Source organism: Skermanella stibiiresistens SB22, assembly GCF_000576635.1.
Classification (GTDB): Bacteria; Pseudomonadota; Alphaproteobacteria; order Azospirillales; family Azospirillaceae; genus Skermanella; species Skermanella stibiiresistens.
Genome location: NZ_AVFL01000013.1, coordinates 12,956 through 26,213 on the forward strand (window position 1 = coordinate 12,956; position 13,258 = coordinate 26,213).

Sequence of the window (13,258 nt, forward strand, 5' to 3'; positions counted from 1 at the left end):
GTCAGCCCTTGCGGGTCCGGTAGATCTGCTCGCCATGGACATGCCGGGGCGGCGCCTCGGTCGGGCCACCGGCGCGGACCGGACGCTCGGCGAAGCGGCCCAGGCTGATCATCCGGTCGTACATCACCAAGGCGCCCGCGACGCCGACATTGACGCAGAAGCGGGTCGGGATCTTGACCACGAACTCGCAGCGCTCGACCAGTTCGGGCGACAGGTTGCCGCGCTCCGGCCCAAACACGTAAGCCGCGCGTGTCGGATGGCGGAAGCTGGGCAGGTCGATCGAGATGTCGAGCAGCTCGACCCCGACCAGCGCGCAGCCCTGCGGCAGGTCCACCGACGCCAGGTCGGGATAATGATAGAGCGGCAGGTGACCGCCGGCATCCGATGTGTCCGAGACGCGCAGCTGGCGTTTGTCCAGCCGGGCGTCGATCGTGAAGGCGAAACTGGCGCCGAAGGCGTGGGCGGACCTGACGAGATTGCCCACGTTGAATGCCTTGCTGACGCCCTCTACCCCGATTGCAAAATATCCGCGCATGGGCGCACCTTGCACCGGCGCCTCCGCCGGGGCAAGTATCACGCGTTCCGAGGCACTTCACACCGACCGGCATCCAGACTGGAACCCGAATGAGCGATACCCACGGCTCCTCCCACCACACCTCCCACGACCACGCCTGTTGCGGGCATGACCATGGAAACGACCACTCTGGCGCCCTGGCCAGCCCTCTGGAGGGACACGCCGAGTTCGGCGCCGCCGAGACGCCGGTGCTGGTCGAGGTGACGCGGGGCGGCATCGTCGAGTCGCGCCATCGGGGCATCGCGGCGATCGTCGACGCGGAGGGGCACGTGGTCGCCCACTGGGGTGATTTCGAGAAGCCGGTCTACGCCCGCTCCTCCGTCAAGTCGCTCCAGGCGATCCCGCTGGTCGAGAGCGGCGCGGTCGAGGCGTTCGGGATCTCCGACGAGGAACTGGCGCTGGCCTGCGCCTCCCATAACGGTGAGACGCGCCACACGACCCTGGTGTCGGCTTGGCTGGAGCGGATCGGCCTGACTCCCGCCGACCTGGAATGCGGCACCCACCTGCCGTATGACGATGCCACCGCCCACGCGCTGATCCGCGCCGGCGAGGCGCCCAGCCCCGTCCACAACAACTGCTCGGGCAAGCACACCGGCATGCTGGCGACGGCGCTGCGCAAGGGCGAGCCGACCAGGGGCTACATCCGCTTCGACCATCCGGTGCAGCAGCGCATCCTGGGCGTGTTCGAGCAGATGACGGCGTGCGACTTGTCGAAGGCGCCCTGGGGCGTCGATGGCTGCGGCATTCCGACCATCGCCATTCCGCTGGGCTCGGTGGCGCTCGCCATGGCGAGGCTGGCCGACCCGCGCGAACTGCCGGACCACAGGGCCGAGGCCGTGACCCACATCCGGCGCGCCTGGGCGGCCAACCCCTATCTGATCGGCGGTCGCGACACCTTCGACACTCGCATGATGGAGGCGACCGGCGGCGACGCGCTGATCAAGATCGGCGCCGAGGGCGTGATGTGCGCCGTCCTGCCCAAGCTGGGGCTGGGAATCGCGCTCAAGATCGAGGATGGCGCCAGCCGCGCCGCCGGCATCGCCATGGCGGCCTTGCTGCGCCAGTGCAAGGTGCTGACCGACGCCCGCTGGAACGAGCTGGCGGGCGTCACCCACCCGGACATCACCAACCGCGCCGGTCTGGCGGTCGGCGGGATCCGCCCGGCCGAGGGTTGGCCGGAACAGGTCTGATCAAGGAATGGCGTTAGCGAAGGGGGAGCCGATGCGTGCCGTGGTGTGCCGGGAGTGGGGCGGGCCCGAGGGGCTGAACCTGGAGGAGGTGGCGGACCCTGGATCGCTGGCGCCGGATCAGGTGCGGATCGCGATCAAGGCCGCTGGAATCAACTTCGCCGACACTCTGATGATCCGCGGCAAGTACCAGGTCAAGCCGGAGTTCCCGTTCTCGCCGGGCCTTGAGGTCGCGGGCGTGGTCGAGGAGGTCGGCTCCGCCGTCGCGGGCCTGTCGCCGGGCGACAGGGTGATGGCTCTGCTCGACCACGGCGGCTACGCCGAGCGGGCGCTGGCGCGCGCGACGGATGTCTTCCGGCTGCCTGACACGATGGATTTCGAGACCGCCGCTGGCTTCCCGATCGCCTATGGCACCTCGCATATCGCCTTGTGGGAGCGCGCCGGGCTGAAGGCGGGCGAGATGCTGGTCGTCCATGGCGCCGCCGGTGGCGTCGGCCTGACCGCCGTCGAGATCGGCAAGGCCATGGGCGCCACCGTGATCGCCACCGCCGGGTCGGCGGACAAGTTGGCGGTGGCGGCCGGGCGCGGCGCCGATCACCTGATCGACTACAAGACCGAGGACATCCGCCTCCGGGTCAAGGAGTTGACCGGCGGGGCCGGGGCCGACGTGATCTATGATCCGGTCGGTGGAGACGTGTTCGACACCAGTCTCCGCTGCGTCGCCTGGGGTGGCAGGCTGCTGGTGATTGGCTTCGCCGAGGGGCGTATCCCGCAGATCCCGGCCAATCTCCTGCTGGTCAAGAACATCGCCGCGATCGGCGTCCATTGGGGCGCCTATCGCCAGCACGCGCCAGGGACCATCGCGGAGAGCTTCAAGGCGCTGTTCGCGCTCCACGAGGCCGGAAGCATCCGCCCCCACGTGTCGCACCGGCTGCCGCTGGCGGAGTTTCGCGACGCGATGGCGCTGCTGATCGAGCGCCGGTCCACTGGGAAGGTGGTGCTGGTGACGGAGTCTTGAACACAGATAAAGAGGATTCACAGGATGGACACAGATCCCAGGACGTCGATCCCGATCGGCGTCGTGGGGATTCATCAGGCTGCTCAGATCTGTGTCCATCCTGTGAATCCTCTTTATCCGTGTTAAGAAGAACGTCACATGAATGAACTTGGCCGAGCATCGAATACTTGGATACCGCTTGAATGACTGACCGGCTGCGCGCCCAGTACGAGGCTTTTCCCTATCCCGCGCGAGATCCCCGCGACGAGGCCAAGCGGTTGATCACCGGCTCGCCGGGGCATCTGGACGAGGTCAACCATCACGTCTTCGGCGGCCGGCTGTTCGAGCGGGGACTGTTCGAGCGGGACAAGCCTTTCCGGGTGCTGTTCGCGGGGGGCGGCACCGGCGATGGCACGATCATGCTGGCGCAGCAACTGGCCGACGCCGGTCTCGCGGCCGAGGTGACCTATCTCGATCTGTCCGACGCGTCCCGCGCCATCGCGGAGCGGCGGGCCGAGGCGCGGGGGCTGACCAATATCCGCTTCCTTGGCGGCTCGCTGCTCGACCTGACGGGGCTGGGGAGCTTCGACTACATCGACTGCTGCGGCGTGCTGCATCATCTGGAGGACCCCGCCGCCGGGCTGCGGTCGCTGTTGGCGGCGCTGGAACCGGGCGGCGGCATCGGGATCATGGTCTATGGCACGCTGGGACGGACCGGCGTCTACCCACTCCAGGACGCGCTCCGCACCTTGGCGGATGGCCTGCCCGACGGCGAGCGCGTCGACATCGCCAAGCGGCTGCTCAAGACCCTGCCGGCGACCAACTGGCTGAAGCGCAATCCCTTCATCGACGACCACCAGCAATCCGACGCCGGCCTGTTCGACTTGCTGCTGCACAGCCGGGATCGCGCCTATACCGTGCCGGAACTGGCGGAACTGGTGTCGGGTTGCGGCTTGGCGATCACAACCTTCATCGAGCCGGCGCGCTACGATCCCGCCCGCCTCATCGCCGATCCGCGCGTGCTGCGGCGGCTGGAGGGCCTCGATCCGATCGCGCGGGCGGCGCTGGCGGAACAGCTGTCCGGCAGCATGGCGAAGCATGTCGCGTATCTGGTCCGGCCCGAGGACGCCGCCACCGCCGTGGCGCGGCCCGACGACCTGGAGATGGCGCCGGTGCTCCGCGACTTCGACGGCGCGGCCATCGCGCGTGGGCTGAAGCCGGGGGCGGGATTGCGCGCCGACCTGGGAGGCGTGCCCATCAATCTGGCGCTGCCCCGGCTGGCGGGACCCATGCTGGCGCGGATCGACGGGCGGATCACCGTGGGCCGTCTGTTCGAGGAATTGGCCCAAGTCGATCGAGGGTTGACCCACGCCGCCTTCATGGCACAATTCCAGGACATGTACGCGGCATTGAACGGGATGAACAAACTCCTGCTCCGCCGGCAACAAGGCGACCTATCCAAACGTTAGGTGTGGTGAAGTATCGGCGCCGCCCTATGCCGAGGTGAGAAGACGGCATGTGGACAACCATCCTAGCGACGAGCCCGGCGTACCGGGACGTCCAGACGACATCGGGTGAGGAAGCCCGCGTCACCGTCATCCTGATCCGGGTGGCGGCTGTCCTGCTTGGCTTCATCCCGACCTCGCGGCGCTCCGGCGGCACCATCATGGCCGTGCGGGGCCAACGCTGCGTCAAGACCTCACCGCCCTGACCTGACCGTTCCAACAGGCGAATTTCGCTGAAGCGGTTTCCCCATGGGGGGACCGCGCCGCCGCGGGCACCCTCCGGGTTCCCGCCACGCATTCGCATTCGTGGAAATCGGCTCATGGTTCTATCGCCAAGTGTCAGCCCGGCGGTTCCGCCGGGTGGAAAAGCGCGCCTTGGCTGGATGGATACGCTGCGCGGGATGGCGATCATCCTCGTCATCTTCGACCACGCGCTCTATCAGGCCACCCAAAGCTCCGTCAGCGTCCCCGAGTGGGCGAACACGCTGACCTTGATGTTCAACCCGCTCCGGATGCCGCTGATGGTCTTCCTGTCGGGCATGCTGCTCAGTCCGTCGCTCCGCAAGGGAGCGCCGGAATACATCGCGGGCAAGACCCGCAACATCCTCTATCCCTACATCCTATGGTCGCTGATCTACGGCTCGCTCTGGGTGCTGGCGGCGCCGATATCCGGCACGCCGCATTACTGGAGCGAGCTGGCGATGATCCCCTACGCACCCCAGGGGCACCTGTGGTTCCTGCATAACCTGTTCATCTTCTACCTGATCATGCTGGCTCTGCGGCGTGTCTCGCGCCTGACGATCGCCGTGGTGGCCCTGGCCGTCTCGGGGCTGATCGATTTCTGGTACATCGACCGCTTCCTGTTCCTGCTGGGCTTCTTCGCGCTGGGCGATCTCGCCGTCCAGAAGGAGGACCTTATCGCCCGGCTGCTGGCGGACAAGAGGGTCGTGGCAGGGCTGGCGCTGCTGACGCTCGGGATGCCGGCCTCCGTCCTGCTGCTGGAAACCGACCTGCGCTACCACCTGCCCAGCGTGCCCCTGGCGATCGGCGGCATCGGGATCATGATCCTGCTGGCTGGACGGATCGGCGACAAGCCGGGCGCCGCCCTGTTCCGCCACATCGGACGGAACTCGCTACCGGCCTATATCCTGCACTGGATCATCCTGGCGGTCTCGCTGCTGGCGCTGAAGCGGATCATCCCGGATCACGGCATGGAGCCGGAAACCCGCGGGCTGATCCTGATGCTGACCTTGGGGTGCGCCGGTTTCGCCGGGACCCTGCTCGCGATCGAGGTGATCAACCGGCTGGGCTTGAAGTGGTTGTTCTCGTGGCCGCGCCGACGACCGCGTGTCGTGACGGGACGGAAGGAACCGCGCTGCGACGAGCGGGCCATGTATGGGCCGGCGAGGCCCTGACTTCGGCCAAGCCCTGACGTTAGTCAGACCTGGATGTCGATCTTGCCGCCGCGGCTGCGGAGCCCCTGGTTCGAGATGTCGAACGAGGCGCTCATCAGCTTCGGCGTCTCGGCCTGCTGGTTCTTGACCCGGGTGACCACCTGCTCGGTGGCCTCGTTCTGCGATTGGACGCGCGCCTGATAGCTGGCCCGCACCGGGCTCATCGTCTTGGCGATATCAGACAATCCCATGGACGCCATGATCCAAACCTCAATCCGTTCGTTCCGAGCCCCGCACACCGCACCCGTGATCCACGTGGCGGATGGTTGCCTTTTATCACAAATACCGTCGGCGTGCGACCCTCTGGTCGATGGATCGGCTCACGCCGCCATGCCGGGGGCCAGCTTGGCGGTCGGCAGGGTGATCACGACCCGGGTTCCGACATTGATCGTGCTCTCGATCGTCAGGCCGCCGCCATGTCCCTTGACCAGCGCGTCGACCAGCGACAACCCCAGCCCCGTCCCCTCCTGCGTCCGGGTATAGGCGGTGTCGATCCGCTCGAACGGCTTCAGCACGGTTTGCAGGCGGTCGGCCGGGATGCCGATGCCGGTGTCCGACACCGATATCTCCACGAACCCGTGGGGGCCGGACCGGCAGACGAGGTCGATGCGGCCCCGGTCGGGGGTGAACTTGATGGCGTTGGACAGCAGGTTGAATAGGATCTGCTTGACCGCGCGCTCGTCGGCGAACAGCTCCTCGCCGGAATTCTCGTCCGGCGCCTGTTCCAGATCGACGCGCAGGGTATGGCCATGGTCCTCCGCCCGCTGGCGCACCAGCCGGATGACGGAGGCGACCACCGGCTCGATCCCCAGGCTGGTCGGGGAGAGGTCGAGCTTGCCGGCCTCGATCTTCGACAGGTCCAGGATGTCGTTGATCAGCGACAGCAGGTGCTCGCCGCTGGCGTGGATGTCGCCGGCGTATTCCGCGTAGCGCTCCAGGTCGTCGCCGAAGCAGCGGTCGTGGATGATCTCCGAGAAGCCCAGGATGGCGTTGAGCGGGGTCCGAAGCTCGTGGCTCATGCAGGCGAGGAAGTTCGACTTGGCCCGGTTGGCCTCCTCGGCGCGGGCGCGCTCGCGATCTCGCTGGTCGACCAGACTGGCCAGTTCCGCCTCCCGGCGCTTGATCTCGTGGATGTCGTTGAACACCCCGATGATCCCCGCCCTGGCGGAGGACGCGTTGAGGAACACGGCCTTGCTGATGATCGCGGCGCGGCGGCTGCCGTCGGCGTGCCGGATCACCGATTCGAAGGTCGTGGAACCGCCCTGTTCCGCCAGCCGCCGGTCGGCCGCCGCGTAGGCCTCGGCCGCGTCCGGATCTGCGATGTCGGTCGCGCGCAATCCCTTGATGGCGCCCCGCTCCAAGCCCAGCGCCTGCTCGAACGCCCGGTTGGCGCCTATATAGACGCCGTCCATGCCCTTGAAGAAGACCGGCAGCGGGATGGTGTCGAGCAGGGTGTGCTCGAACCGCAGCCGGTCCTCCAGCGCCCGCTCCGCCGCGATGCGGTCGGTCACGTCGTGCTGGATGCCGATGAAGTGGGTCAGCCGGCCCTCGTCGTCGCGCACCGGGGCGATGCTGACCTCGTTGTGGAACAGCGAACCGTCCTTCCGGAAATTGCGGACGGTGGCGAGCGCGCCGGCGCCGGCCCGCAGCGCCTGGCGGATTTGATCCAGGGCCGGCTGGGTGGTCTCGGTGCCATGCATGAAGCGGGGGTTGCGGCCCAGCACCTCGGCGAGGACGTAGCCCGTGTTCCGTTCGAACGCCCGGTTGACCCAGACGATCGGCGTGTCACCGCTCGCCCGGCAGATCATGATGCCGTTGCTGGACTGGGCCAGCGCGTGGTCCTTCAGCCGCAGCTCGGACAGGACCGACGCGCGGGATCGCTCGATCTGGGACAGCCGGAACAGCAGCAGCATGGCGCCCGCCGCGAGGATGCCGATGATCAGCGCCGCGATCGACACGGTGCGCCACCACGCGGCCAGCGTCTCCGCCGTCGGGGTCGCCGACACCGCCAGGAGGGGCAGGGCGCTGGTCTGCGCCGCGACCGCGATCAGGCCGTCGCGCTCGGCCAGCCGCACGCCGGTGGCGACGTCGAGGTCTCGGATCATGCCGATCGCGTCGGTCGCCACCCGCCGCCAGCGTCCGGTGAACAGGTCGGTCGGTCCGACCACGACGTTGCCGTCGCGCATCGCCAGGGCGTCCACCTGATCGTCGCTGAATCGCCGCCCATGGCCGAGCATGGCCGCCGATTCGAAACTGGCTTGGACGATGCCGAGGAAGCGTCCCTGACGGTCCAGGATGGAGCGGCGCACCCCGATCAGGCCCAAGGCGTGGTCATGCCCCACGCCACTGGTGATCCGGCCGCTCGCGTGGTCCGCCAGGGTGGCGGGGTCGATCTCCAGGTCGACCTGTCTCGGGCAGGCGGACGACCGCGCCACGCCCTCCGGATCCAGGACGACGAGGCAGCCTCCCGCCGGCAGATGGCGCGCGAGAAATCGCTGGAGGAGCGGGCCGTCGCCGGACGATGCCGTCACGGCGACGGCCCGCTCCTCCAGGTCGAAGGCCACCGCCGCCAAGGCGATGTCGACTTGGCGCAGGACACCGTCGGCGTGCTGCGCCAGCAGGACGGCCCGGGTCTCCGCCTCCAGGCGCAATTCGGCCAAACCGTCTTCCCTGTCCTTCCACAGGCCGATGGCCAGCAGCAGGACGACCAAGCCCACCGTGACGACGGCGAACGCCGTGGTTCCGGAGAGGGCGGAGAAGACCTGACGGTTCCGTCGGTCGTCTTGTTCGCTCCGAGCGCCGGTCATTCCCGGAGGCCCTCGGTAACGCGCTCGATCGCTTGGCGGGAAACTCCTGACCGCAGCATCACCGCCTCCTGGCCGGCGAGCAGCCGGGCCCTCACGGCGGCCGTCCGTTCGGGCGTGGGCGTCACGATCCGGACACCGGCGGCGACGGCGCGGTTCCGAGCCTCCTCCTGGGCCCGCGCGGCCATGACGCGTCCCTCCTCGACCACGCCATTCCAGGCGTCGCGCAGATCACGGCGGGTCGCCTCGTCGATCCGCCGCCAGAAATAGTCGGAGACCAGCGGAACGTAGTGCGAGAAATACTGCCGGTCCTCCAGCGCGAACCGGACCCCGCGCCGCCAGAGCGAGATGCTGTCGAGCGTCGCGAAGGAGCTGATCAGGCCGTCGATCCTGTTTTCCGCCAGGGCGCGTGGCAGGTCGGCCCAGGCGATCGTGATCGGCTCCGCCCCCAGGGCGGCCAGCCGCCACGCGTTGGCGACACCCCCCGGCGACCTGACGCGCAGTCCCACCAGATCGTCCACGTCGTCGATCCGCTTCCGCGTCGAGAAGACCTGCGCGAAGCCCAGGCCGATCCACCGGCCCAGCACGACGGCGCCAAGGCCGTCCTCGATCTGGCTATTCATCGCCTCGACCGCCGGTCCGTCCTGGATCAGCGCCGTCTCCTCGGCGGAGCGCCCGTACAGCGCCGGCATCATGAAGGCTCCGACATCGGGAGCCACTTGGCCAAGCTGCCAGGTGCCGGCCACCGCCATGCCGACCTTGCCTTGGATCAAGGCCGCCAGCACGTCACGGTCACGATACAACTCGCCGCCGAAGCGGTGGTCGATCTCGACGCGGTCGGCGCAGCACTCGATCACCCGCTCCACGAAGCGCCTGACGATGCGGGTCTGGACATGATCGGGACCATTCTCGGTCGACACCAGCAGCATCGGGCGCGCGAGGGCGCTTCCCGTGGCGGCGGCCGTGGTGGCGGCGAGGGCCATGATCACGACGCTCGCCCTTATCGAAAGGATTAGGCTTTTTCGCATAATTCAAAATCGTAACAGGATCGGGGCCTTCGCGGTTTGATGTCGATCAAATCGCCGCCTTGTCCCGACCGCGCGCCGGGGCGCGGGCCGGCGGATCCTCAAGCAAACCGTATTTCCGGAGGTGGCCGCGGAACTGGTGATAGCGCAGGCCCAGTTCGGCGGCGGCGCGTTTCTGGTTGAATTGGTTCCTCTCCAGGGCGGCATGGAGCAGGCCGGTCTCGAACGCGCGGACGGCTTCGGGAAAGTCGACGGGCACGGGCGGGGAGGAGGCGCTTGGAGCCGGGACCGGCGCGCCGGCAGCCGGGGCGCCGGCTGGCGCCGCCGGGCGCCACGGCGAGGCGAAGGGGTCGAGCACGACGGTGTCGACCGGCCGGTCGGGCCGCTCGGCGCGGTAGACGGCGCGTTCCACCACGTTCTTCAACTCGCGGACATTGCCCGGCCAATCATGGGCCAGCAGCAGCGCCCTGGCCCGGTCGGTGAAGCCGGCGAAATAGGGCCGCTCCAGCTCCCGCGCCATGGCGACCGCGAAGTGTTCCGCCAGCAGCGGAATGTCCTCCGGTCGGGCGCGGAGCGGCGGGATCGTGATGACGTCGAAGCTCAGCCGGTCCAGCAGGTCGGCGCGGAAGCGGCCCCGATCGGCCAGTGCCGGCAGGTCGGCGTTGGTCGCTCCGATCAGGCGGACATTGGTCGCCAGCGTGGTGGAGCCGCCAACCCGTTCGAACTCGCCATATTCGATGACGCGCAGCATCTTCTCCTGGACCGACGGCGGCGCGTTGGCGATCTCGTCGAGGAAGAGGGTGCCGTCGTCGGCCAATTCGAACCGGCCGACATGGCGCCGGACGGCGCCCGTGAAGGCGCCGGCCTCGTGGCCGAACAACTCGCTCTCCAGCAGCGACTCGGCCAGCGCGCCGCAGTTCAGCTTGACGAAGGGGCGGTCCCAGCGGCGCGACAGGTAGTGGAGGCGGGCCGCCACCAACTCCTTGCCGGTGCCGCGCTCACCGATCACCAGGGTCGGCTTGTTGAGCGGCGCCGCTTTCGAGACGTGCTCGAGCATCGCCTGGAAGGCAGGCGACTCGCCCATCAACGCTGGGAGATCAGGAGGGGAACCAGCCATGTGGTCGATTTCGCCAATAAATGAGATTTCTCGCCATCATATGGCGACATCCACCATCAATACCAAGGAGTGCGGCTTTGCCCTTTTCTGGAAATTCAATGATTTCAATGAGTTGATGATGAAAGCCGGAACTGGCACGCGGACTGCAATACCGGGATGGACATCATGACCGTTCCCTTTGGAGACAGACATGCAGGACTACACACGCTACCGGACGACCTATCAGGGCACTGCCCGCTCCACGCGGAGCACCGGTGAGCGTTTTCTGGCCTATCTGCGCACCCGCTCGACCGAGACATGGGTGTTCTTCGCCGCAGGCCTGATCACGGGCGCCTTCCTGGGCTGACCGGACCTCGCCGGACCATCGAGAATTCCCAAGCCTGACCGCGGGCTTGGCCCCAAGCCAGATCAACGAACCGACATACGGGACACGACATCATGGGCATTTTTTCGCGCCTGACCGACATCGTCAACTCCAACCTCAACGCCATCATGGACCGCGCCGAGGATCCGGAGAAGCTGATCCGCCTCGTCATCCAGGAGATGGAGGACACGCTGGTCGAGGTCCGCTCCAGCACGGTGAAGACCATCGCCGAGCGGAAGGAGATCGAGCGCCGCCTGGGCACGCTCAACCGCGAGATGGAGGAGTGGCAGCGCAAGGCCGAACTGGCGCTGTCGCGCGACCGCGAGGACCTTGCCAAGGGCGCCCTGGTCGCCAAGTCCAAGATCGCCGAGCAGATCGACATGCTCCAGCACCAGCTGGTCCATATCGAGGAGTCGCTGGCCAAGAGCGGCGAGGACATCAGCCGTCTCCAGGAGAAGCTGACCGACGCCAAGAAGCGCGAGAAGGCCATCGTCATGCGCCAGAAGTCGGCGGCTAACCGCTTGAAGGTCAACGGCCGCCTGCACGACGATCGGATCAACGAGGCCTTCGCCCGGTTCGAGCAGGTCGAGCGCAATCTCGACGAGATGGAAGGCCGCGTCGAAGCCTTCGACATCGGCCGCAAGAAGACGCTGGCCGAGGAGTTCTCCGACCTTGAGGCCTCGACCAAGGTCGAGCAGGAGTTGGCGGACCTCAAGGCCCGCCTGCACAACTCCAAGCCGATGGCGGGCTAAGCCATGGGCGGCGGAGGCGTTTTGGTCCTGTCGGTGCTGTTCATGACGATCGTGGCACCGCTCTGGATCATCTTCCACTACATCACCAAGTGGCGGTCCTCGAAGGGGCTGACCGCCGAGGATGAGCATACCCTGGCCGAGCTATGGGAAAGCGCCGGAAGGATGGAGAACCGGATCGTCAGTCTGGAGAAGATCCTGGACGCCGAGGCTCCGGGGTGGAGGAACCGTCAATGACGTGGCGTGAGGACAATTCCGGCGATCCGTCCGGCGGTTGGCCGGGTTCGCCCTTCGCTTCGCCCAACCCGCATCGGCTGTATCGCGACCAGACGCGGGGCAAGTTGTTCGGCGTCTGCGCGGGCATCGCCGATTATCTCGGGGTCAAGGTCCGTCTCGTCCGGGTGTTCGCCGTGCTGGGGGCTGTGTTCTTCACGATGCCGGTCGTGGGCGCCTATCTACTGGCGGCGCTGGTGCTCAAGCACAAACCCGCGCGGGTCTACGCCAGCCGCGAGGAGGAGGATTTCTGGCGTTCGGTGGCGGCCAAACCGGACGTCACCCTGGCGGGGCTCCGGCACAAGTTCCGCGAGATGGAACGACGCCTGGGCGGGATGGAGACATACGTCTCATCCAAGGAATTCGAATTGAACCGCGCGATCGGCGATCTCGACCGCTGACCGAGCGGGTGGCCCATCGAGCGGTTTGTGGAAAAGGCTTCGGCCCGGGTTTGAATCCGGGTCGAGGTCCGTTTCCATTCGATGTCGGTCGTGATCTCGCCGGTTCGAGGATGACCGGCGGGACCACGGTCAGCGGCGCTGGCTCCGGCGGTTCGAGCGCACGCGCACCGGGATGAGGCGCGGCGTGTTGGCGACATGGTAGCAGCCAGCGACGGCAACAGAGGTGATCAAAGCTATCAGAGCGATTTCCATGTATCCTCTCCTTCGTTGCTAATTAGAGTGGTGCAACAGCGGGACGGTTGGTAGGGGTAAAATGAAGCCCTATGTCGTTTTTGTGATCCGCCGCCAGTTGCCTGATTTTTAATCTAGTTCTGTTTACGCTAATTTAACCAAGCATTCCTCAACTCCGGCGGCCACCGCTGCTTCACCCCGGCTCCAGACTCAACCCGCCAAGATGTCGTGGGGTTCCGCCGCGGCGCCACTCACGAGGATGTTACCGTGTCTTGATCCCCCGATCGGTCATGGCATGGCATGATGGTCATCGATTTTCCGAGGATCGGATCCATGGCCATCGAAATGGTCAACGGCTATGTGTGCCGCGACTGCGCTGATGTCGAAAAGGCGAAGAAGGGTATCGATCCCGGCGTTCAGCCCGACGCCGATGCGGGAAGAGCCAAGACCAGCATCCTGGCGCCGGGCCCGGCAAAGGACGCCAATCAGCCGCTCGGGTCGGGAACCATCGGAACGGTTCTGAACATCCTGGTCTGAGCCTTTCGGGCCCGGCTTAGTCTGGTTCGCACGGAGAGCG

The 13,258-nt window shown here is 67.0% G+C and carries 16 protein-coding genes; 10 read left to right on the forward strand and 6 right to left on the reverse strand.

Annotated elements, in window-relative coordinates; all coding sequences use genetic code 11:
* Nucleotide 1 precedes the first annotated feature (1 nt).
* Nucleotides 2-535: an RNA methyltransferase gene (locus N825_RS17885; protein ID WP_037454923.1), complete on the reverse strand. Its 534-nt coding sequence runs from the start codon at nucleotides 533-535 to the stop codon at nucleotides 2-4.
* 89 nt (nucleotides 536-624) lie between these two features.
* Here N825_RS17885 and N825_RS17890 point away from each other — a divergent pair, with 89 nt between their 5' ends.
* From N825_RS17890 to N825_RS17910, 5 genes are all read left to right on the forward strand, one after another.
* On the forward strand, nucleotides 625-1,764 hold the full coding sequence (locus N825_RS17890; RefSeq protein ID WP_084164839.1) for an asparaginase: 1,140 nt from the start codon (nucleotides 625-627) through the stop codon (nucleotides 1,762-1,764).
* Between the two features lie 31 nt (nucleotides 1,765-1,795).
* Nucleotides 1,796-2,779 carry an NADPH:quinone oxidoreductase family protein gene (locus tag N825_RS17895; RefSeq protein ID WP_037454925.1) on the forward strand — a complete coding sequence of 328 codons (984 nt, stop codon included), beginning with the start codon at nucleotides 1,796-1,798 and terminating at the stop codon, nucleotides 2,777-2,779.
* 182 nt (nucleotides 2,780-2,961) lie between these two features.
* Complete coding sequence (locus tag N825_RS17900) at nucleotides 2,962-4,227, forward strand: class I SAM-dependent methyltransferase (protein WP_037454929.1); 1,266 nt, start codon at nucleotides 2,962-2,964, stop codon at nucleotides 4,225-4,227.
* Nucleotides 4,228-4,274: 47 nt separating this feature from the next.
* Nucleotides 4,275-4,469 (forward strand): hypothetical protein, encoded by a 195-nt coding sequence (locus N825_RS17905; protein WP_037454931.1) that lies wholly within the window; start codon nucleotides 4,275-4,277, stop codon nucleotides 4,467-4,469.
* 177 nt (nucleotides 4,470-4,646) lie between these two features.
* The gene (locus N825_RS17910; RefSeq protein ID WP_037454933.1) at nucleotides 4,647-5,678 is read left to right on the forward strand and encodes an acyltransferase family protein; all 1,032 of its coding nucleotides are present in this window, start codon (nucleotides 4,647-4,649) and stop codon (nucleotides 5,676-5,678) included.
* Nucleotides 5,679-5,701: 23 nt separating this feature from the next.
* Here the strand turns inward: N825_RS17910 and N825_RS17915 are convergent, their stop codons facing one another.
* The 4 genes from N825_RS17915 to pspF form a co-directional block, all read right to left on the reverse strand.
* Entirely contained in the window at nucleotides 5,702-5,908 is a 207-nt protein-coding gene (locus N825_RS17915; RefSeq protein ID WP_157619350.1) for a hypothetical protein, read from the reverse strand.
* A 129-nt stretch (nucleotides 5,909-6,037) separates the two neighbouring features.
* Nucleotides 6,038-8,524, reverse strand: a complete 2,487-nt coding sequence (locus tag N825_RS36620; RefSeq protein ID WP_051512526.1) for a sensor histidine kinase — start codon at nucleotides 8,522-8,524, stop codon at nucleotides 6,038-6,040.
* On the reverse strand, nucleotides 8,521-9,504 hold the full coding sequence (gene dctP / locus N825_RS17925; RefSeq protein WP_051512527.1) for a TRAP transporter substrate-binding protein DctP: 984 nt from the start codon (nucleotides 9,502-9,504) through the stop codon (nucleotides 8,521-8,523). The genes N825_RS36620 and dctP overlap by 4 nt, the downstream gene beginning before the upstream one ends.
* Nucleotides 9,505-9,595: 91 nt before the next feature.
* Nucleotides 9,596-10,663, reverse strand: a complete 1,068-nt coding sequence (pspF, locus tag N825_RS17930; RefSeq protein WP_037454939.1) for a phage shock protein operon transcriptional activator — start codon at nucleotides 10,661-10,663, stop codon at nucleotides 9,596-9,598.
* A 190-nt stretch (nucleotides 10,664-10,853) separates the two neighbouring features.
* On the opposite strand from pspF, the gene N825_RS38985 reads away from it, so the two are divergent.
* The 4 genes from N825_RS38985 to pspC all read left to right on the forward strand — a co-directional run bounded on the left by N825_RS38985 (nucleotide 10,854) and on the right by pspC (nucleotide 12,450).
* A complete protein-coding gene (locus tag N825_RS38985; protein ID WP_157619352.1) occupies nucleotides 10,854-11,009 on the forward strand; it encodes a hypothetical protein in 156 nt (51 codons plus the stop codon).
* Nucleotides 11,010-11,101: 92 nt separating this feature from the next.
* Nucleotides 11,102-11,779: a phage shock protein PspA gene (pspA, locus tag N825_RS17935; protein WP_037454942.1), complete on the forward strand. Its 678-nt coding sequence runs from the start codon at nucleotides 11,102-11,104 to the stop codon at nucleotides 11,777-11,779.
* A 3-nt stretch (nucleotides 11,780-11,782) separates the two neighbouring features.
* Complete coding sequence (gene pspB, locus N825_RS17940) at nucleotides 11,783-12,013, forward strand: envelope stress response membrane protein PspB (RefSeq protein ID WP_037454945.1); 231 nt, start codon at nucleotides 11,783-11,785, stop codon at nucleotides 12,011-12,013.
* Entirely contained in the window at nucleotides 12,010-12,450 is a 441-nt protein-coding gene (gene pspC, locus N825_RS17945; protein ID WP_051512528.1) for an envelope stress response membrane protein PspC, read from the forward strand. The genes pspB and pspC overlap by 4 nt, the downstream gene beginning before the upstream one ends.
* Before the next feature lie 129 nt (nucleotides 12,451-12,579).
* Here the strand turns inward: pspC and N825_RS40805 are convergent, their stop codons facing one another.
* Nucleotides 12,580-12,702 (reverse strand): hypothetical protein, encoded by a 123-nt coding sequence (locus N825_RS40805; RefSeq protein ID WP_281174367.1) that lies wholly within the window; start codon nucleotides 12,700-12,702, stop codon nucleotides 12,580-12,582.
* Between the two features lie 312 nt (nucleotides 12,703-13,014).
* Here N825_RS40805 and N825_RS17950 point away from each other — a divergent pair, with 312 nt between their 5' ends.
* A complete protein-coding gene (locus N825_RS17950) occupies nucleotides 13,015-13,218 on the forward strand; it encodes a hypothetical protein (protein WP_157619354.1) in 204 nt (67 codons plus the stop codon).
* Nucleotides 13,219-13,258 lie beyond the last annotated feature (40 nt).

Coding starts and splice junctions, on each gene's coding strand:
- N825_RS17885 (WP_037454923.1), bottom strand. CDS start 535: ATGCGCGGATATTTTGCAATCGGGGTAGAGGGCGTCAGCAAGGCATTC.
- N825_RS17890 (WP_084164839.1), top strand. CDS start 625: ATGAGCGATACCCACGGCTCCTCCCACCACACCTCCCACGACCACGCC.
- N825_RS17895 (WP_037454925.1), top strand. CDS start 1,796: ATGCGTGCCGTGGTGTGCCGGGAGTGGGGCGGGCCCGAGGGGCTGAAC.
- N825_RS17900 (WP_037454929.1), top strand. CDS start 2,962: ATGACTGACCGGCTGCGCGCCCAGTACGAGGCTTTTCCCTATCCCGCG.
- N825_RS17905 (WP_037454931.1), top strand. CDS start 4,275: ATGTGGACAACCATCCTAGCGACGAGCCCGGCGTACCGGGACGTCCAG.
- N825_RS17910 (WP_037454933.1), top strand. CDS start 4,647: ATGGATACGCTGCGCGGGATGGCGATCATCCTCGTCATCTTCGACCAC.
- N825_RS17915 (WP_157619350.1), bottom strand. CDS start 5,908: ATGGGATTGTCTGATATCGCCAAGACGATGAGCCCGGTGCGGGCCAGC.
- N825_RS36620 (WP_051512526.1), bottom strand. CDS start 8,524: ATGACCGGCGCTCGGAGCGAACAAGACGACCGACGGAACCGTCAGGTC.
- dctP (WP_051512527.1), bottom strand. CDS start 9,504: ATGGCCCTCGCCGCCACCACGGCCGCCGCCACGGGAAGCGCCCTCGCG.
- pspF (WP_037454939.1), bottom strand. CDS start 10,663: ATGGCTGGTTCCCCTCCTGATCTCCCAGCGTTGATGGGCGAGTCGCCT.
- N825_RS38985 (WP_157619352.1), top strand. CDS start 10,854: ATGCAGGACTACACACGCTACCGGACGACCTATCAGGGCACTGCCCGC.
- pspA (WP_037454942.1), top strand. CDS start 11,102: ATGGGCATTTTTTCGCGCCTGACCGACATCGTCAACTCCAACCTCAAC.
- pspB (WP_037454945.1), top strand. CDS start 11,783: ATGGGCGGCGGAGGCGTTTTGGTCCTGTCGGTGCTGTTCATGACGATC.
- pspC (WP_051512528.1), top strand. CDS start 12,010: ATGACGTGGCGTGAGGACAATTCCGGCGATCCGTCCGGCGGTTGGCCG.
- N825_RS40805 (WP_281174367.1), bottom strand. CDS start 12,702: ATGGAAATCGCTCTGATAGCTTTGATCACCTCTGTTGCCGTCGCTGGC.
- N825_RS17950 (WP_157619354.1), top strand. CDS start 13,015: ATGGCCATCGAAATGGTCAACGGCTATGTGTGCCGCGACTGCGCTGAT.